This window comes from Pseudomonas sp. KD5, from assembly GCF_012932895.1.
GTDB lineage: Bacteria > Pseudomonadota > Gammaproteobacteria > Pseudomonadales > Pseudomonadaceae > Aquipseudomonas.
Map to the genome: position 1 here is coordinate 242,706 of NZ_JDWJ01000010.1, position 17,458 is coordinate 260,163.

Sequence of the window (17,458 nt, forward strand, 5' to 3'; positions counted from 1 at the left end):
ACCTTAAACGTCAGCAGCCGGGCCACCGATAGGTGTTTCCGGACGCCCATCCTGCACCACCGGAGGCGTGCCGGAAGTGTCGTTGCCGCCAGACCAGTCGCGAGGTTCGCGAGGCGTACGACCCGCCATGATGTCATCGATCTGATCGGCATCGATCGTCTCGTACTTCATCAAGGCATCCGCCATCGCATCAAGCTTGTCACGGTTATCCGTGAGGATCTGCTTGGCCGTGCCGTAGCACTGATCAATGATGCTGCGCACTTCGGAGTCGATCAGCTTGGCCGTCTCGCCAGAGAAACTGGCATGCTGACCACCGCCGCCACGACCGAGGAACACTTCGCCCTCTTCTTCGGCGTACATCAATGGACCGAGTTTTTCCGACAACCCCCACTTGGTCACCATGTTTCGTGCTATCTGGCTGGCACGCATGATGTCGTTGGACGCACCGGTGGTGACGCCATCGAAGCCCAGGGTCATTTCTTCAGCGATACGACCGCCGTACAGCGAGCAGATCTGGCTGATCAGTGCACGCTTGGACAGACTGTAACGATCTTCTTCCGGCAGGAACATGGTCACACCAAGTGCGCGACCGCGCGGAATGATCGACACCTTGTAGACCGGGTCATGCTCAGGCACGACGCGACCGACGATAGCGTGGCCGGCTTCGTGATAAGCGGTGTTCTGCTTTTCTTTCTCGGACATGACCATGGATTTGCGCTCGGCACCCATCATGATCTTGTCTTTAGCCAGTTCGAACTCTTTCATCTCGACGATGCGCTTGCCGGCACGAGCTGCAAACAACGAAGCCTCGTTCACCAGGTTGGCCAGGTCAGCACCGGAGAAACCAGGAGTACCACGAGCGATCACGGCCGGAGCGACGTCGTCACCCATCGGCACTTTGCGCATATGGACTTTGAGAATCTGCTCGCGACCACGGATGTCCGGCAGGCCAACCACGACCTGGCGGTCGAAGCGGCCCGGACGCAGCAACGCAGGGTCCAGTACGTCCGGACGGTTGGTCGCGGCGATGACGATGATGCCGTCATTCATTTCGAAGCCGTCCATCTCCACCAGCAACTGGTTGAGGGTCTGCTCGCGCTCATCGTGACCACCACCCATGCCGGCACCACGGTGGCGACCAACGGCGTCGATTTCATCGATGAAGATGATGCATGGCGCATGTTTCTTCGCCTGCTCGAACATGTCACGGACACGGCTGGCACCGACGCCGACGAACATTTCGACGAAATCGGAACCGGAAATAGTAAAGAACGGTACTTTGGCTTCGCCGGCAATCGCCTTGGCCAGCAAGGTTTTACCGGTACCCGGAGGACCAACCATCAGTACGCCGCGAGGAATGCGACCGCCCAGGCGCTGGAACTTGCCCGGATCACGCAGGAACTCGACCAGCTCGCCGACCTCTTCCTTGGCTTCGTCACAACCTGCAACGTCAGCCAGGGTGGTTTTCACCTGATCTTCGGAGAGCAGGCGCGCCTTGCTCTTGCCGAAACTCATCGGCCCACCCTTGCCACCGGCACCGCCCTGCATCTGCCGCATGAAAAACATGAAGACGGCGATGATCACCAGGATCGGGAAGCTTGCGACCAGGAGTTGAGTCCAGATGCTTTGCTGCTCAGGCTGCTTGCCTTCGACCACAACGTGGTTATCCACGAGATCGCCGATCAGACCGTTGTCCTGGATTGCCGGACGAATGGTCTTGAAGCTGTCGCCATCGTTGCGCTTGCCGGTAATCACGTAGCCATCAACCGCTACGCGCTCGACCTTGCCATCCTTGACCTGCTGGATGAAGTCGGAATAGTTGAGGGTCTGCGGCTCGTTAGGGCTGGAGAAGTTGTTCATCACCGTCACCAGGACAGCCGCGATGATCAACCACAGGATCAGATTCTTTGCCATATCGTTCAATTAACTACCCTCTGAAGCAAGCTCCGCTAATGGCGCGCGCTTCGCATGATATTCACCGGCCTAACTTACTACATTACCTACGGCTCTGGCAGGCGCCGTCTGTAACCCTTTGTGAAACACTTTCTACACGATATTCGCTAATGCACGCGGGGCGAAATATGAAAAACCTATCACCCCGCCAAAAAAACTCGTTTTACTCACTACGCCCGCGGTAACCCCAAGCCAACATGTATTGCTCGCGGGAACTGTCACGGGAAGAGTCTGGCTTGATCATCTGGATCTTGTCGAATTTCCGACGAGCATCCTTCAGGTAAACATCAAACCCTTCGCCCTGAAAAATCTTGATCACAAAATTACCACCCGGCTTGAGTATCCGTTCCGCCAAATCAAGCGCCAGCTCGCAAAGAAACATGGCTTTTGGCATGTCCACTTCAGGCGTACCACTCATATTGGGGGCCATATCGGAAATCACAAGGTCCACCTGCGAATTACCCACAGCTTCAAGGATCCGCGTGAGCACTTCGTCCTCGGTGAAGTCCCCCTGAATGAAAGTCACGTCCGGAATGCTGTCCATTTCCAGAATGTCCGAGGCGATCAGACGCCCCTGACCACCAATCAAACGGCTAGTCACCTGCGACCACCCCCCGGGCGCCGCACCCAGGTCGACAACGCTCATGCCGGGACGGATCAGCTTGTATTTCTCCTGGACCTCCAGAAGTTTGTAACTCGCACGCGAGCGGTAGCCATCCTTCTGCGCCTGCTTCACATAGGGATCGTTGACATGTCTTTTCAGCCAACCAAGGCTTGTCTTGGAACGCGCCATTGGGCACCTCGATGATAAGGGTCGTGATTAATTGGGCGGATCCACGAGCCCTCGGGTAAAATGGCCGCCATTTTACAGAATCCAGACGAAAGGGTCAGATTATGCCGCTCACTCAAGAGCAGAAGAAACAGTACAAGTCCATTGGCCACCATCTGAAACCAGTTTTGATTGTGGCTGACAACGGCCTGACTGAAGGTGTATTAGCCGAACTTGAACGCGCTTTGGCGGATCACGAGCTGATCAAAATCAAGCTCAACATCCTCGATCGCGAATCGCGCCTGGCAGCCATTGCAGAACTCTGCAAGGCCGGCAAAGCCGATCTGGTTCAGGTCATCGGCAAGATGGCACTGATTTATCGCAAGAACTTCAGCGTCAACAAGCAGTTGTCGAACGTCCATCGCTTCAAGTGATGGCAAGGGTCAAGGGTGTGCTTCGCGCACCCTGACACTCCATCCAGGCACCGGCTGCATCACCAGCACCAGCCCGGAAAAGCCCAGGACAAGATAGCTGAACAACTGCCAATGCAGCGCCTGCGGCCAACCGAAGCGTACTGCGAAATACATCGCACACCCATACAGCGCCATCAGCAGCAGTTGCCCGCGAATATCCCGCCATAGACTGGCAAGGCCCTCAGCCTGTACCAGCACCAAAGCCTGAAAAATCACACTCGCTGTGGCGAATCCCACCATCAGCGTATTCAGCGCACCTGCAATTTCGTCGATCAGCAGCGGCGCCAGGCCTATTTGCCCCAGCACCGGCAGCAGACCGATGTGCAACAACCACAAACCGCCAACCCAGAGCATCTGGGTCAGCTGCCAAAGCATGGCACCCGCACGTAGCGGGCGCCTTCTTTCAGATGTGGCGAACTTCGACAATCTCATACTCGATAACGCCACCCGGCGTTTTGACCGCCACCACATCACCCTCTTCCTTGGCGATCAAGGCACGGGCGATCGGCGAACCGACGGAGATCTTGCCGAGTTTGATGTCTGCTTCATCCTCACCAACGATCTGGTAAGTCACGCTTTCATCGGTCTCGACATTGGCGATTTCGACGGTGGTGCCGAAAATCACCTTGCCGGTGTGCTCGATGGTCGTTACGTCGATGACCACAGCGTTTTGCATGCGGCCTTCAATGTCACGAATCCGCGCCTCGACCATCCCCTGCTGCTCGCGAGCAGCGTGGTATTCGGCGTTTTCCTTCAAGTCACCCAACTCGCGGGCCGTACCGATGTCCTGACTGAGTTTCGGACGAACGACCTTGGTCAGATGAGCGTGTTCTTCTTCCAGGGCTTTAGCGCCCTTGACGGTCATTGGGTATTTGATCATGCCTTCAATCCTGCGTGTAGATCCTGCAAGCGGCGCACGGTCTTCTCAGGACCGAACTTCAGCGCTTCGCAGATAGCTTCGCCAGCAGCAATAGTAGTGGTGCAGTAGATCTTGTGCTGCAAGGCATTACGACGAATGGAGTAGGAATCAGCGATCGACTGACGACCTTCGGTGGTGTTGATGATCAGAGTGACTTCGTCATTCTTGATCATGTCGACCACGTGCGGACGACCCTCGGTCACCTTGTTCACACGACGCACTTTCAGGCCTGCAGCCTCGATCAGCTTGGCAGTACCGGCAGTGGCGACCACTTCGAAGCCCAAGTTGATCAGATCACGGGCCACGCCTGCAACCAGCGGCTTGTCATCGTCGCGCACGCTGATGAACGCAGTACCACCGGTTGGCAGCACTTCACTTGCGCCCATCTGAGCCTTGGCAAAGGCTTCGCCGAAGGTGTCGCCCACGCCCATCACTTCACCGGTGGACTTCATCTCTGGGCCCAGGATCGGGTCCACGCCAGGGAATTTGGCGAATGGGAACACCGCCTCTTTCACGCTGTAGAAGTTCGGAATGATTTCTTTGGTGAAGCCGATTTCCTTCAGGGTTTTACCGGCCATCACGCGAGCCGCGACCATCGCCAGGGACACACCGATGCACTTGGAGACGAACGGTACGGTACGGGATGCGCGCGGGTTGACTTCGATGACGTAGATGTCTTCGCCTTGCAGCGCCAACTGAACGTTCATCAGGCCGACCACGCCCAGTTCCAGGGCCATTTTCTTAACCTGTTCGCGCATCTCGTCCTGGATATGTGCAGGCAGCGAATACGGCGGCAGGGAGCACGCGGAGTCACCGGAGTGAACGCCGGCCTGCTCAATGTGCTGCATGATCGCGCCGATCACCACGTCGGTGCCGTCGCAGACCGCATCCACGTCCATTTCGATCGCGCAGTTGAGGAAGTGGTCCAGCAGCACCGGGCTGTCGTTGGACACTTGAACCGCTTCACGCAGGTAGCGCTTGAGTTCTTCCTCTTCGTAAACGATTTCCATCGCACGGCCGCCCAGTACGTAGGACGGACGAACCACCAGCGGGTAACCGATTTTGGCGGCGGCACGAATCGCTTCATCTTCGCTGCGCACGGTGGCGTTAGGCGGCTGACGCAGGTTCAGACGCTCAACCATCTGCTGGAAGCGCTCACGGTCTTCGGCGCGGTCGATGGCGTCAGGACTGGTGCCGATGATCGGCACGCCGGCGGCTTCCAGGGCACGGGCCAGTTTCAGCGGGGTTTGACCGCCGTACTGAACGATCACGCCTTTTGGCTTCTCAACGCGGACGATTTCCAGCACGTCTTCCAGGGTCACCGGCTCGAAGTACAGACGATCGGAGGTGTCGTAGTCGGTGGAAACGGTTTCCGGGTTGCAGTTGACCATGATGGTCTCGTACCCGTCATCGCGCAGGGCCAGTGCTGCGTGTACGCAGCAATAGTCGAACTCGATGCCCTGGCCGATGCGGTTTGGACCGCCACCCAGGATCATGATCTTGTCGCGACCCGACGGCGCGGCTTCGCACTCTTCCTCGTAAGTCGAGTACAGGTACGCGGTGTCGGTGGCGAACTCGGCGGCGCAGGTGTCGACGCGCTTGTAGACCGGGAACACTTCCAGCTTGTGACGATGGGTACGCAGGTTCTTCTCGGTGACGCCCAGCAGCTTGGCCAGACGTTGATCGGAGAAGCCTTTACGCTTGAGGCGGAACATCAGGTCGCGGTCGATAGCGGACAGACCCAGGGTCTTGACCTTCTCTTCTTCCTTGATCAGATCTTCGATCTGCACCAGGAACCACGGGTCGATCATGTTCATGCCGAAGATATCTTCGACTGACAGGCCCGCGCGGAACGCGTCAGCCACGTACCAGATACGCTCGGCACCCGGCACAGTCAGTTCGCGCTTGAGGATGCTCATGCTTTCCGGGTTGCTCAGGTCGAGCTTCTCGTCCAGGCCGCAAACACCCACTTCCAGACCGCGCAGAGCTTTCTGCAGGGATTCCTGGAAGGTCCGGCCGATGGCCATGACTTCACCGACCGACTTCATTTGAGTGGTCAGGCGTGCGTCGGCTTTCGGGAATTTCTCGAAGGCAAAGCGTGGCAGTTTGGTGACGACGTAGTCGATGGACGGTTCGAAGGACGCCGGAGTCTTGCCGCCGGTGATGTCGTTCGACAGTTCGTCGAGGGTGTAACCGACGGCCAGTTTCGCCGCGACCTTGGCGATCGGGAAACCGGTGGCTTTCGATGCCAGGGCCGAGGAACGGGATACCCGCGGGTTCATCTCGATGACCACCATGCGGCCAGTGTTCGGGCAGATGCCGAACTGGACGTTGGAGCCGCCGGTTTCCACGCCGATCTCGCGCAGTACCGCCAGGGAGGCGTTACGCAGGATCTGGTATTCCTTGTCGGTCAGGGTCTGTGCGGGTGCAACCGTGATCGAGTCACCGGTGTGCACGCCCATCGGGTCGAAGTTTTCGATGGAGCAGACGATGATGCAGTTGTCCTTTTTATCGCGGACAACTTCCATCTCGTATTCTTTCCAGCCGATCAGCGATTCGTCGATCAGCAGCTCTTTGGTCGGCGACAGATCCAGACCGCGGGCGCAGATTTCTTCGAATTCTTCACGGTTGTAAGCGATACCGCCACCGGTGCCGCCCATGGTGAAGGACGGACGAATGATGCACGGGAAGCCCAGACGATCGAGAACCGCGTTGGCCTCTTCCATGCTATGGGCAATACCCGAACGCGGGCAGTCCAGACCGATGGATTTCATCGCCTTGTCGAAACGCGAACGGTCTTCAGCCTTGTCGATGGTGTCAGCATTGGCACCGATCATCTCTACGCCGAACTTCTCCAGAACGCCTTCGCGCTCCAGGTCCAGGGCGCAGTTCAGGGCGGTCTGGCCGCCCATGGTCGGCAGCAGCGCGTCCGGACGCTCTTTCTCGATGATCTTGGCAACGGTCTGCCACTTGATCGGTTCGATGTAGGTGGCGTCGGCCATGGCCGGGTCGGTCATGATGGTCGCCGGGTTGGAGTTCACCAGGATGACGCGGTAACCCTCCTCGCGCAGGGCTTTACAGGCCTGGGCGCCGGAGTAGTCGAATTCGCAGGCCTGGCCGATCACGATCGGGCCAGCGCCGAGAATCAGGATGCTTTTAATGTCTGTACGTTTTGGCATGGGTCGTCACTCAAATCCGCAGGTCAGTCGGCAAGCCGTCTTGTTCAATCTCTGAAGCCTTGAGGGGGCCGCCGGTTTCGGGACCGCCCCCAGGCTTCGCTACATCAGGGCGAGCGATTAGCGTCGCTTGGCCATTTCGTTGATGAAGCGATCAAACAGTGGCGCTACGTCGTTCGGGCCAGGGCTGGCTTCAGGGTGACCCTGGAAGCTGAAGGCGCTCTTGTCGGTACGCTCGATGCCTTGCAGGGTGCCGTCGAACAGCGATTTGTGGATCGCCCGAACGTTGCCTGGCAGGGTCGCTTCGTCTACCGCGAAACCGTGGTTCTGGCTGGTGATCATCACCACACCGCTGTCCAGATCCTGAACCGGGTGGTTGGCACCGTGGTGGCCGTGGCCCATTTTCAGGGTCTTGGCACCGGAGGCCAGAGCCAGCAGTTGGTGGCCGAGGCAGATACCGAATACCGGGATCTCGGTTTCCAGCACGTCTTTAATGGCCTGGATCGCGTAGTCGCATGGCTCAGGGTCACCCGGGCCGTTGGACAGGAACACGCCGTCCGGCTTCAGAGCCAGAACGTCAGCCGCCGGCGTTTGAGCTGGCACCACAGTCACGCGGCAACCGCGCTCGACCAGCATGCGCAGGATGTTCAGCTTGACGCCGTAGTCGTAGGCAACCACGTGGTATGGCAGATCGGAAGCGTCGATGGTCGCGTGGCTGTCGGTCTTCAAGTCCCAGACAGTCGAGCGCCACTCGTACTTCTCTTTGGTGCTGACGACTTTCGCCAGGTCCATGCCTTTGAGGCCAGGGAAGCCCTGGGCAGCGGCGATGGCGGCTTCTTCGGAAATGTTGTCACCGGCCATGATGCAGCCGTTCTGCGCGCCTTTCTCACGCAGGATGCGTGTCAGGCGGCGAGTGTCGATACCGGCGATAGCCACGACGTTGTTGGCTTTCAGGTAGTCGGACAGAGACATCGTGTTGCGCCAGTTGCTCGCAACCAGTGGCAGGTCACGGATGACCAGGCCAGCGGACCAGACGCGATCGGACTCGGCGTCTTCCGGCGTGGTACCGGTGTTGCCGATGTGCGGGTAAGTCAGGGTAACGATCTGTTGGGCGTAGGAAGGATCGGTAAGGATTTCCTGATAGCCGGTCATTGCGGTGTTGAACACCACCTCACCAACGGTTTGACCGTCGGCTCCAATGGCTTCGCCGCGAAAAATGCTGCCATCAGCAAGGGCGAGTATGGCTGGCTTAGTCAAGAAGACCTCCCGTAAATAAAGCCTGAAAGGGCGATCGCAGGTTGTAAAAAAGCGGAGTGACGTATGGACACGTCACCCCGCTTCTTCATCGAATTATTCTGCGCGCTTTTAGTGGACACACTAAAGCTGTAGCTTACAGAAAAAGGCATTTTTGGTCTACCGCCAATGAGCCCTAAAGGCCGGAGAATGCGACAGGACGTCGCTTGGCGGTTTAAAACCGGGCTCAAAGGCTATGTTTGAACCCGGTTTCGGCTACATCTTAACGCAGGTCGAGCACGTCTTGCATGTCGTAGAGGCCTGGTTCACGACCGTCCAGCCACAAAGCCGCACGTACAGCACCCTTGGCGAAGGTCATGCGACTCGATGCCTTGTGCGTGATTTCCAGTCGCTCGCCCTCGCAGGCGAACAGCACCGTATGATCACCAACCACATCACCACCGCGAACAGTCGCAAAGCCGATCGTTTCACGCTCGCGCGCACCGGTGTGACCTTCACGCCCATAGACCGCAACCTTCTGCAGATCACGATCCAGCGCATTGGCGATTACTTCGCCCATACGCAGCGCCGTGCCCGAAGGCGCATCGATCTTGTGCCGATGGTGAGCCTCGATGATTTCGATATCCGCATCATCACCCAGCACGCGCGCAGCCATGTCGAGAAGCTTCAGCGACAGATTTACACCGACACTGAAATTGGCCGCGAACACGATAGGAATATCCTTGCCCGCCTCGGCCAGCAATTGCTTCTGCGCGGCATCCAATCCTGTCGTGCCGATCACCATGGCCTTGCCCGCCTTACGGCAGAAAGCCAGGTTTTTCAGCATGACTTCCGGGAGCGTGAAGTCGATCAGCACGTCGAACTCATCAGCCACCGAATCCAGACTACCGGACAGCGGCACACCAATACGCCCCAATGAGGCCAGCTCACCGGCATCCACGCCAATCAGCGTACTGCCAGGGCGCACGATGGCGGCGGTCAGACCGGTCAGCGGCGCGCGCTGCTGCACCGCCTCGATCAAAATCTTGCCCATGCGGCCGGCGGCACCCATCACAGCTATACGTCGCATGCTCACTCCTTACAAATCGCCGAAGAAGCGCTTCACGCCTTCGAACCAACCAGTGGTTTTCGGCGAATGACTGTTGTCGTCCGCCAAGGAGCTGCGGAACTCTTCCAGCAATTCGCGCTGGCGACGACCCAGGTTGACCGGGGTTTCGACCGCCACACGGCACATCAGGTCGCCAGCGCCGCCGCCACGAACCGGCGCAACGCCTTTGCCGCGAACACGGAACTGCTTGCCGGTCTGAGTCCCCTCAGGGATCTTCAGCTTGACCCGACCATCAAGGGTCGGAATCTCCAGCTCGCCGCCCAACGCTGCATCGACGAAGCTGATCGGCACTTCGCAGAACAGGTGTTTGCCATCACGCTGAAAGATCGCGTGCTCACGCACATTGATCACCACGTACAGATCGCCGGTCGGCCCACCCTGCGCGCCCGCTTCGCCTTCGCCGGACAGACGAATACGGTCACCGGTATCGACACCGGCCGGCACTTTGACGGAAAGCGTCTTGTACTCTTCGACACGACCTTCGCCGTGGCAGGAATCGCACGGATCGGAAATGATCTTGCCCTGGCCATGGCAGCGCGGGCAGGTCTGCTGCACCGAGAAGAAGCCTTGCTGCATGCGTACCTGACCGATACCGCCACACGTCGGGCAGGTGACCGGCGAGGAGCCTTTCTTGGCACCCGAGCCGTCACACGGCTTGCAGTTGACCAGTGTCGGAACACGGATATTCACGGTTGTGCCACGCACCGCTTCTTCCAGGTTCAACTCCAGCGTGTAACGCAGGTCGCTGCCACGCTGAGCGCCGCCACGGGAGCCGCCGCGACCGCCACCGAAGAAGTCACTGAAGACATCGCCAAAGATATCGGAGAAGTTCTGGCCGCCAAAACCGGCACCGCCGCCACCCATGCTCGGGTCGACACCGGCATGACCGTATTGGTCATAGGCCGCGCGCTTGCTGGAATCGGACAGCACTTCGTAGGCCTCGTTGGCCTCCTTGAACATATCTTCCGACGCTTTGTCATCGGGATTACGGTCCGGGTGGTGCTTCATCGCCAGGCGGCGGTAGGCCTTTTTCAGGTCTGCTTCGCTTGAGCCACGCTCAACACCCAATACTTCGTAATAGTCACGCTTTGCCATAAGTCTTTGCACTCTTAAGGACGTTCGACAAACCTCTCCTGAGCCTCGTCAAACTCGTTGAGCCCCAATACAGGCCCGGACCCAACTCACGTCAATTCAACGATCCTGGTCTTTGATTCGATGCAGCACTTTCGGCGCGGAAAGCAGGAGCATCCCCGGCCATGCCACCAACACGCGAGCGTTGTCGCATGCTGTAAAAATTCGCTAACTCCAGACACGCCAACGCGGGAGCAAGCTCCCGCGCGGCGACATCCTACCAGTCACCGCCTGAAGGCAGTCAACCGGGCGACCAACAACTTACTTGTGGTCTTTGACTTCTTCGAACTCGGCATCGACAACGTCGTCCGCTTTTTCAGCTTTTTCGTCGTGCGGTGCCGCGCCTTCAGCTGGCTGAGCCTGCTCGGCGTACATTTTCTGAGCCACTGGCGCGGAGACCTTGGACAGCTCTTCAACCTTGGCTTCGATCGCAGCCTTGTCGTCGCCTTTAACAGCGGCTTCCAGGGCAACTACTGCCGCTTCGATTGCAGTCTTCTCTTCAGCGCTCACTTTGTCGCCAGCATCAGCGATCATTTTGCGAGTCGAGTGAACCAGTGCGTCACCCTGGTTGCGAGCGCTCGCCAGCTCTTCGAACTTGCGGTCTTCTTCAGCATTCAGCTCAGCGTCGCGAACCATCTGCTGAATTTCGTCCTCGGACAGACCGGAGTTGGCCTTGATCACGATCGACTGAGTCTTGCCGGTAGCCTTGTCTTTGGCGCCTACGTGCAGAATGCCGTTGGCGTCGATGTCGAAGGTCACTTCGATTTGTGGCACGCCACGTGGAGCCGGTGGAATCTCGGCCAGATCGAACTTGCCCAGGGACTTGTTCTGTGCAGCCTGCTTACGCTCACCTTGCAGCACGTGAATGGTCACGGCGCCCTGGTTGTCGTCAGCAGTCGAGAACACTTGCGATTTCTTGGTAGGAATCGTGGTGTTTTTCTCGATCAGCGCGGTCATCACGCCACCCATGGTTTCGATACCCAGGGTCAGCGGGCTGACGTCGAGCAGCAGAACGTCTTTCACGTCGCCGGCCAATACTGCGCCCTGGATAGCGGCGCCCATGGCAACAGCTTCGTCCGGGTTAACGTCTTTACGAGCTTCTTTACCGAAGAAGTCGGAAACAGCTTTCTGCACCATTGGCATACGGGTCTGACCGCCGACCAGAATCACGTCGTCGATCTTGCTGACATCGATACCGGCGTCTTTCATCGCAATGCGGCAAGGTTCGATGGTGCGCTGAACCAGGTCTTCCACCAGCGCTTCGAGCTTGGCGCGGGAGATTTTCACGTTCAAGTGCTTAGGACCGGTAGCGTCTGCAGTGATGTACGGCAGATTCACGTCGGTCGACTGGCTCGAGGACAGTTCGATCTTGGCTTTCTCAGCGGCTTCTTTCAGGCGCTGCATGGCCAGCGGGTCACCCTTGAGGTTCATGCCGCTTTCTTTCTTGAATTCGTCGACGAGGTAGTCGATCAGACGAATGTCAAAGTCTTCGCCGCCCAGGAAGGTATCACCGTTGGTGGCCAACACTTCGAACTGGTGCTCGCCATCGACTTCAGCGATTTCGATAACGGAAACGTCGAAAGTACCGCCACCCAGGTCGTAAACGATCACAGTGTGATCGCCCTTGGCCTTGTCCATACCGTAGGCCAGTGCGGCTGCGGTTGGTTCGTTGATGATGCGTTTTACGTCCAGGCCCGCGATGCGGCCGGCGTCTTTGGTGGCTTGACGCTGGCTGTCGTTGAAGTAGGCCGGAACGGTGATTACCGCTTCGGTCACAGGCTCGCCGAGGTAGTCTTCGGCAGTCTTCTTCATTTTCTTCAGAATTTCAGCCGAGATTTGTGGCGGTGCCATTTTCTGGCCGTTCACTTCAACCCAGGCGTCGCTGTTGTCAGCCTTGACGATCTTGTAAGGGACCATCTGGATGTCTTTCTGTACGACTTCTTCGTCGAAACGACGACCAATCAGACGCTTCACCGCGTACAGGGTGTTATGCGGATTGGTCACTGCCTGACGCTTAGCCGACTGGCCAACCAGGATTTCGCCATCGTTGGCATAAGCGATGATCGACGGCGTGGTACGCGCGCCTTCAGCGTTTTCAATAACTTTGGCCTTGCCGTTTTCCAGCACGGAGACGCAGGAGTTGGTAGTCCCCAAGTCGATACCGATAATTTTGCCCATGTTCACTCTCCCGAAACTTTGGATTTGGATGCCGCAGTAGTGGTGGCTGACTGCGGTAGCACTTAAACGCTTGACTTCTAAATGGGGGCCTTGCGGCTAATTTCAAGCCTGCTCGTCAATCGAAGGCGAAACCGGTGCAGGTGCCTTGCTGACCACGACCATGGCCGGGCGCAGCAGGCGACCGTGGAGCTGATAGCCCTTCTGAAACACCTTGAGCACGCTGTTTGGCTCGACGTCGGCGCTTTCCTGCATGGCCATTGCCTGATGATGCGAGGCATTGAAAGGTTCACCTTCAGGATCGATAGCTTCCAGGTGATAGCGTTTCAGGGTGTCCTGGAACATTTTCAGGGTCAGCTCGATCCCTTCGCGCATCGAACGAATGTTTTCGTCGTCAGGGCTGGACAGCTCCAGGCCGCGCTCCAGGCTGTCAATGATCGGCAGCAGGTCGCCTGCGAATTTTTCCAGGGCGAACTTGTGAGCCTTTTCAACGTCCTGATCGGCACGACGGCGGACGTTCTGCAGATCGGCGGCTACACGCAAAGCCTGATCCTGCGCACCAGCCAATTGCTCTTCGAGCACTTGTACACGAGCCGCCAGGTCTTCACCCGAAGCCTCGGGGGTCTGGTTGGCGTCTAGATTTTGCGTATCCACTGTCTGTTCGTCAGCCATAGATTTCTCCTTCCAATATCGTCCGCGAGCTCAACTCGCGCTTCTGCCCCGGTATATGGGGCCGCAAAATTCAGCTTCAAGGGCTGTTTGATGATTAACCCTACAAAAAACAACTGCTTTGTCATTCCCTGGCGCGCTAAGAATTTCTTTCAGTCAAGCAAATCGACCTAAGAGAGGGCATTGTCAGCCAGAAACAAAACACTGTATAAATAACCAGACCTAAAGCCTGGGAGCGGCCTTTATGCTGGTGCACCTGTCCGTACACAACTACGCCATCGTTGAACATCTCGATCTCGAACTCGATCGCGGGATGAGCGTGATCACAGGGGAAACCGGCGCCGGCAAGTCGATCATGCTCGACGCCCTCGGCCTGACCCTGGGTGATCGCGCCGACAGCGGCGTAGTCCGCCCGGGGGCCGACAAGGCCGACATCCTGGCCACCTTCGACCTGATCGACATCCCTGAAGCCAGCGCCTGGCTGGCCGAACGCGACCTCGAGAACGACGGCCCGTGCATTCTACGCCGCGTGATCACCGCTGAAGGGCGTTCGCGCGGCTATATCAATGGCACCCCCTGCCCTCTCGGCGACCTGAAGGCCCTGGGCGAGTTGCTGATCGATATCCACAGCCAGCACGAACACCAATCCCTGCTCAAAACCGATACCCATCGCCGCCTGCTCGACGAGTACGCCGGCGCCACGGACCTTGCCCGTCAGGTGCAACTGGCCGCCCAACGCTGGCGCCAGACCCGTCAGGAGCTGGAACGCCTCTCCAACTCCGGCGACGAACAGCGCGCTCGCCATCAGTTGCTCAGCTATCAACTCGAAGAACTGGAAAACCTCGGCCTCGGCGAAAGCGAGCTGGAGCAACTGGAGCAGGAACACAAGAACCTGACCAACGCCGAAACCCTGCTGGGCATTTGTCGGCAAGTGGTCGAACAATGCAGCGAAAGTGATTCCGGCAATGTATTGAACGCACTGACCGCCAGCCTCAATCGCCTATCGAGCGTGAACAATTCGATCGGCGCCCTGGGTGAAGCCAGCAACCTGCTGACCAGCGCGCAGATTCAGGTTGAAGAAGCCGTGGGCGAATTGAACCGTTTTCTCGACAATTTCGACGCTGACCCGGCACGCCTTCAATACCTGGAAGAACGCCTCGATGCGATCTACACCCTGGCGCGCAAACACCGCATCCAGCCGACCGAGGTCGCCGAGATGCAACAGAAGCTACTCGACGAAATCGAAACCCTGAATGCCAACGATGAATCCATCGAACGACTGGGCGATGAGCTGGCCTCCTACGCCCGTCATTATCAGGAGAAGGCTCGGGAATTGAGCGACTTGCGCCATCAAGCGTCGAGCAGCCTGGCCAGCGCCGTGGAACAGGAAATCCAGCGCCTGGGCATGCCCGGTGGCCGCTTCACCATCGAGCTGCGCCCCAACAGCAGCGACGAACTGCTGCCCAACGGGCTCGAACAAGTGGAACTGCTGGTGAGCGCCAACCCGGGGCAACCGTTGAAAGCCCTGGCAAAAGTGGCATCGGGGGGCGAGCTATCGCGCATCAGTCTGGCGATTCAGGTGATCACCGCACAGACCTCCCGCGTACCGACGCTGGTGTTCGACGAAGTGGACGTAGGCATTGGCGGCCCGACCGCCGAGATTGTCGGCCAGTTGCTGCGACGCCTCGGGGAACGCGGGCAGGTTCTGACCGTGACGCACTTACCGCAAGTGGCGGCGCAGGGGCATCAACATCTATTTGTGCACAAGGTCCGCGGTGAAGATGCCACGCACACGGCCGTCTCCAAGCTGAGCAAGAATGATCGTGTCGAAGAAGTGGCACGGATGCTCGGCGGCATCGATCTCACCAAGGAGTCCCTGGCTCACGCGAAGAAAATGGTTGTTACCGCGAAAATCTAAGAAGGACAGAAAGCACGAAGGCGACCCTGAGGTCGCCTTCGTTCGTTTCGCGAACCTGAAGTTCGCGCGACATGCTTACTTTTTCTTGCGCACGTACAGTACAAGATTGTGATCGACCATCTCGAAGCCATACTTGTCGACGATTGCTTTCTGCAGCCGCTCGATTTCTTCGTCGAAGAATTCGATCACTTCACTGGTCTCGACGTTGACCATATGGTCGTGATGCTTGCCGTCGTCCAGCTCGAAGACCGCATGGCCTCCGTCGAAGTTGTGCCGCACCACAAGGCCAGCTGCCTCGAACTGGGTCAGAACACGGTAAACCGTGGCCAGACCGACGTCCTCACCAGCCTCCATCAGTGCCTTGTAGACGTCCTCGGCACTCATGTGGCGTTGCTCGGCGGAATCGAGCATTTGCAGAATTTTGACCCGTGGAAGGGTCACTTTGAGGCCGGCTTTGCGTAGTTCGCTATTTTCAACCATGGTCAGCTTTCTCGCGATGCTGCTTCGCAGCTTCTCTTAATGCGGGTATGATCGGCGTTTACGTTGTCCCAGCCAAGATAGTGGAAGTCGCCCACCGATGCAAAACACCAAGCTCTTGCTAACCAGTTTCACCTTTGTGGGACTGCTCGCACTCGCCGGTTGTTCATTCCCCGGGGTTTACAAAATCGACATCCAGCAGGGCAATGTCGTCACGCAGGACATGATAGACCAGTTGCGCCCGGGAATGACCCGTCGGCAAGTACGGTTTATCATGGGCAACCCTCTGTTGACCGACACGTTCCATGCCGATCGCTGGGATTACCTGTATAGCCTGCAACCCGGTGGCGGTGAACGCCAACAGGAACGCATTAGCGTTATCTTCAACCCAAATGACCAACTTGTCAGCCTCTCTGGCGATTTCATGCCAGGCGTGAGCCGCGACGAGGCCATTCTCGGCAAGGACAGCGGCACTACCGTGACCGCGCCGGCAGGAAACGCCGAGAAGCCGAAGCCAGAAAAACCGGTCAAGCCAGGCTCGTTGCTGGACCAGATCCAGAAGGACGTGGACAACGTAGAAACTGTCCCGGTCCCGACTCCAGAACCGCTGGAAACCTCGCCGCAATAATTTGCGACGCAATAAAAACCCCGGCATGTCCGGGGTTTTTATTGTCTGGCGTTTAATCGAATCACTGATTCCGGGCTTTGGCCTCGGCCGCTTTGGCTGCACGCAACCGCCGAACTTCTTTTGGATCGGCGAGCAACGGCCGGTAAACCTCGATGCGATCCCCTTCCTGAACCTGGCGAGTGGCCGGATCAGCGACCACTTTGCCAAAGATCCCGACCGGACAACTGCCCAGATCCAGCTCCGGGAATTCGTCATTCAGGCCCGATTTGAACAGCGCATCCCGCACCGTCGCGCCCACCGGCACCGTCACGCTCAGCAGCACCTGACGATCAACGGCGGCATACACCACCTCGACCTTGATCACGGCCTCAACCATGCATTTGCTTCGCGCGCTGGCAGAATGCGTCCATCAACGTATTCGCCGCCTGATTAAACAAAGGCCCCAACGTCGCACGCACCAGCGGCCCGGAGTAGTCGAACGACAGGTCCAGACTGATCTTGCAGGCCTTCTCGCCCAACGGTTTGAACACCCAGACGCCGTGCAACTGGCTGAACGGACCTTCCTCGAGGTTCATTTCGATCGAACGCCCGGGCACCAGGGTATTACGCGTTACGAAATGCTGACTAAGCCCCCCCTTGGCCACGCCGACGCTGGCGCGCATGAACTCAGGAGAGCTTTCCAGAATTTCGGTCGATGAGCACCACGGCAGGAATTCCGGATAGCGGGCCACGTCGTTGACCAGGTCGTAAAGCGCTTGCGCCGGATACGGCAGCAGGGCCGAACGTTGAATGTGTGTCGTCATGTCAG

16 protein-coding genes are annotated in these 17,458 nt (G+C 58.1%); 3 read left to right on the plus strand and 13 right to left on the minus strand.

What is annotated here, in order from left to right; all coding sequences use genetic code 11:
• Positions 1-3: 3 nt before the first annotated feature.
• Together ftsH and rlmE are read right to left on the minus strand one after the other, a co-directional pair.
• A complete protein-coding gene (ftsH, locus tag AF70_RS22405) occupies positions 4-1,914 on the minus strand; it encodes an ATP-dependent zinc metalloprotease FtsH (protein ID WP_018929483.1) in 1,911 nt (636 codons plus the stop codon).
• A 202-nt stretch (positions 1,915-2,116) separates the two neighbouring features.
• Positions 2,117-2,746 carry a 23S rRNA (uridine(2552)-2'-O)-methyltransferase RlmE gene (rlmE, locus tag AF70_RS22410; RefSeq protein ID WP_007933535.1) on the minus strand — a complete coding sequence of 210 codons (630 nt, stop codon included), beginning with the start codon at positions 2,744-2,746 and terminating at the stop codon, positions 2,117-2,119.
• Between the two features lie 101 nt (positions 2,747-2,847).
• Between rlmE and AF70_RS22415 the strand changes: the two genes are divergently transcribed.
• On the plus strand, positions 2,848-3,156 hold the full coding sequence (locus AF70_RS22415) for a YhbY family RNA-binding protein (RefSeq protein WP_007900503.1): 309 nt from the start codon (positions 2,848-2,850) through the stop codon (positions 3,154-3,156).
• 9 nt (positions 3,157-3,165) lie between these two features.
• Here AF70_RS22415 and AF70_RS22420 read toward each other — a convergent pair whose 3' ends face one another.
• The 8 genes from AF70_RS22420 to grpE all read right to left on the minus strand — a co-directional run bounded on the left by AF70_RS22420 (position 3,166) and on the right by grpE (position 13,630).
• Positions 3,166-3,570, minus strand: coding sequence for a hypothetical protein (locus AF70_RS22420; protein ID WP_007933533.1), 405 nt, complete (start codon positions 3,568-3,570; stop codon positions 3,166-3,168).
• 28 nt (positions 3,571-3,598) lie between these two features.
• Positions 3,599-4,075: a transcription elongation factor GreA gene (greA, locus tag AF70_RS22425; RefSeq protein WP_018929481.1), complete on the minus strand. Its 477-nt coding sequence runs from the start codon at positions 4,073-4,075 to the stop codon at positions 3,599-3,601.
• On the minus strand, positions 4,072-7,293 hold the full coding sequence (gene carB / locus AF70_RS22430; RefSeq protein WP_018929480.1) for a carbamoyl-phosphate synthase large subunit: 3,222 nt from the start codon (positions 7,291-7,293) through the stop codon (positions 4,072-4,074). The genes greA and carB overlap by 4 nt, the downstream gene beginning before the upstream one ends.
• Positions 7,294-7,410: 117 nt before the next feature.
• Positions 7,411-8,547 carry a glutamine-hydrolyzing carbamoyl-phosphate synthase small subunit gene (gene carA / locus AF70_RS22435; RefSeq protein WP_018929479.1) on the minus strand — a complete coding sequence of 379 codons (1,137 nt, stop codon included), beginning with the start codon at positions 8,545-8,547 and terminating at the stop codon, positions 7,411-7,413.
• A gap of 259 nt (positions 8,548-8,806) precedes the next feature.
• Positions 8,807-9,613: a 4-hydroxy-tetrahydrodipicolinate reductase gene (dapB, locus tag AF70_RS22440; protein ID WP_028939916.1), complete on the minus strand. Its 807-nt coding sequence runs from the start codon at positions 9,611-9,613 to the stop codon at positions 8,807-8,809.
• A 9-nt stretch (positions 9,614-9,622) separates the two neighbouring features.
• Positions 9,623-10,747: a molecular chaperone DnaJ gene (gene dnaJ, locus AF70_RS22445; protein ID WP_018929477.1), complete on the minus strand. Its 1,125-nt coding sequence runs from the start codon at positions 10,745-10,747 to the stop codon at positions 9,623-9,625.
• Positions 10,748-11,044: 297 nt separating this feature from the next.
• On the minus strand, positions 11,045-12,961 hold the full coding sequence (dnaK, locus tag AF70_RS22450) for a molecular chaperone DnaK (RefSeq protein ID WP_019582458.1): 1,917 nt from the start codon (positions 12,959-12,961) through the stop codon (positions 11,045-11,047).
• 102 nt (positions 12,962-13,063) lie between these two features.
• On the minus strand, positions 13,064-13,630 hold the full coding sequence (grpE, locus tag AF70_RS22455; RefSeq protein WP_018929475.1) for a nucleotide exchange factor GrpE: 567 nt from the start codon (positions 13,628-13,630) through the stop codon (positions 13,064-13,066).
• A 241-nt stretch (positions 13,631-13,871) separates the two neighbouring features.
• On the opposite strand from grpE, the gene recN reads away from it, so the two are divergent.
• Positions 13,872-15,545 carry a DNA repair protein RecN gene (recN, locus tag AF70_RS22460; protein ID WP_018929474.1) on the plus strand — a complete coding sequence of 558 codons (1,674 nt, stop codon included), beginning with the start codon at positions 13,872-13,874 and terminating at the stop codon, positions 15,543-15,545.
• A 75-nt stretch (positions 15,546-15,620) separates the two neighbouring features.
• Here the strand turns inward: recN and fur are convergent, their stop codons facing one another.
• Entirely contained in the window at positions 15,621-16,025 is a 405-nt protein-coding gene (gene fur, locus AF70_RS22465; RefSeq protein ID WP_003197684.1) for a ferric iron uptake transcriptional regulator, read from the minus strand.
• A gap of 97 nt (positions 16,026-16,122) precedes the next feature.
• On the opposite strand from fur, the gene AF70_RS22470 reads away from it, so the two are divergent.
• A complete protein-coding gene (locus tag AF70_RS22470; RefSeq protein WP_018929473.1) occupies positions 16,123-16,650 on the plus strand; it encodes an outer membrane protein assembly factor BamE in 528 nt (175 codons plus the stop codon).
• 61 nt (positions 16,651-16,711) lie between these two features.
• On the opposite strand, the gene AF70_RS22475 is transcribed toward AF70_RS22470, so the two are convergent.
• Both AF70_RS22475 and AF70_RS22480 read right to left on the minus strand, forming a co-directional pair.
• A complete protein-coding gene (locus tag AF70_RS22475) occupies positions 16,712-17,026 on the minus strand; it encodes an RnfH family protein (RefSeq protein ID WP_028939917.1) in 315 nt (104 codons plus the stop codon).
• Positions 17,019-17,453 carry a type II toxin-antitoxin system RatA family toxin gene (locus AF70_RS22480; protein ID WP_007933502.1) on the minus strand — a complete coding sequence of 145 codons (435 nt, stop codon included), beginning with the start codon at positions 17,451-17,453 and terminating at the stop codon, positions 17,019-17,021. Before AF70_RS22480 ends, AF70_RS22475 begins: the two co-directional genes overlap by 8 nt.
• Between the last annotated feature and the right edge of the window lie 5 nt (positions 17,454-17,458).

Excerpts from the sequence above, each read along its gene's own strand:
- ftsH (WP_018929483.1), bottom strand. The coding sequence starts at position 1,914 with ATGGCAAAGAATCTGATCCTGTGGTTGATCATCGCGGCTGTCCTGGTG.
- rlmE (WP_007933535.1), bottom strand. The coding sequence starts at position 2,746 with ATGGCGCGTTCCAAGACAAGCCTTGGTTGGCTGAAAAGACATGTCAAC.
- AF70_RS22415 (WP_007900503.1), top strand. The coding sequence starts at position 2,848 with ATGCCGCTCACTCAAGAGCAGAAGAAACAGTACAAGTCCATTGGCCAC.
- AF70_RS22420 (WP_007933533.1), bottom strand. The coding sequence starts at position 3,570 with ATGCTTTGGCAGCTGACCCAGATGCTCTGGGTTGGCGGTTTGTGGTTG.
- greA (WP_018929481.1), bottom strand. The coding sequence starts at position 4,075 with ATGATCAAATACCCAATGACCGTCAAGGGCGCTAAAGCCCTGGAAGAA.
- carB (WP_018929480.1), bottom strand. The coding sequence starts at position 7,293 with ATGCCAAAACGTACAGACATTAAAAGCATCCTGATTCTCGGCGCTGGC.
- dapB (WP_028939916.1), bottom strand. The coding sequence starts at position 9,613 with ATGCGACGTATAGCTGTGATGGGTGCCGCCGGCCGCATGGGCAAGATT.
- dnaJ (WP_018929477.1), bottom strand. The coding sequence starts at position 10,747 with ATGGCAAAGCGTGACTATTACGAAGTATTGGGTGTTGAGCGTGGCTCA.
- dnaK (WP_019582458.1), bottom strand. The coding sequence starts at position 12,961 with ATGGGCAAAATTATCGGTATCGACTTGGGGACTACCAACTCCTGCGTC.
- grpE (WP_018929475.1), bottom strand. The coding sequence starts at position 13,630 with ATGGCTGACGAACAGACAGTGGATACGCAAAATCTAGACGCCAACCAG.
- recN (WP_018929474.1), top strand. The coding sequence starts at position 13,872 with ATGCTGGTGCACCTGTCCGTACACAACTACGCCATCGTTGAACATCTC.
- fur (WP_003197684.1), bottom strand. The coding sequence starts at position 16,025 with ATGGTTGAAAATAGCGAACTACGCAAAGCCGGCCTCAAAGTGACCCTT.
- AF70_RS22470 (WP_018929473.1), top strand. The coding sequence starts at position 16,123 with ATGCAAAACACCAAGCTCTTGCTAACCAGTTTCACCTTTGTGGGACTG.
- AF70_RS22475 (WP_028939917.1), bottom strand. The coding sequence starts at position 17,026 with ATGGTTGAGGCCGTGATCAAGGTCGAGGTGGTGTATGCCGCCGTTGAT.
- AF70_RS22480 (WP_007933502.1), bottom strand. The coding sequence starts at position 17,453 with ATGACGACACACATTCAACGTTCGGCCCTGCTGCCGTATCCGGCGCAA.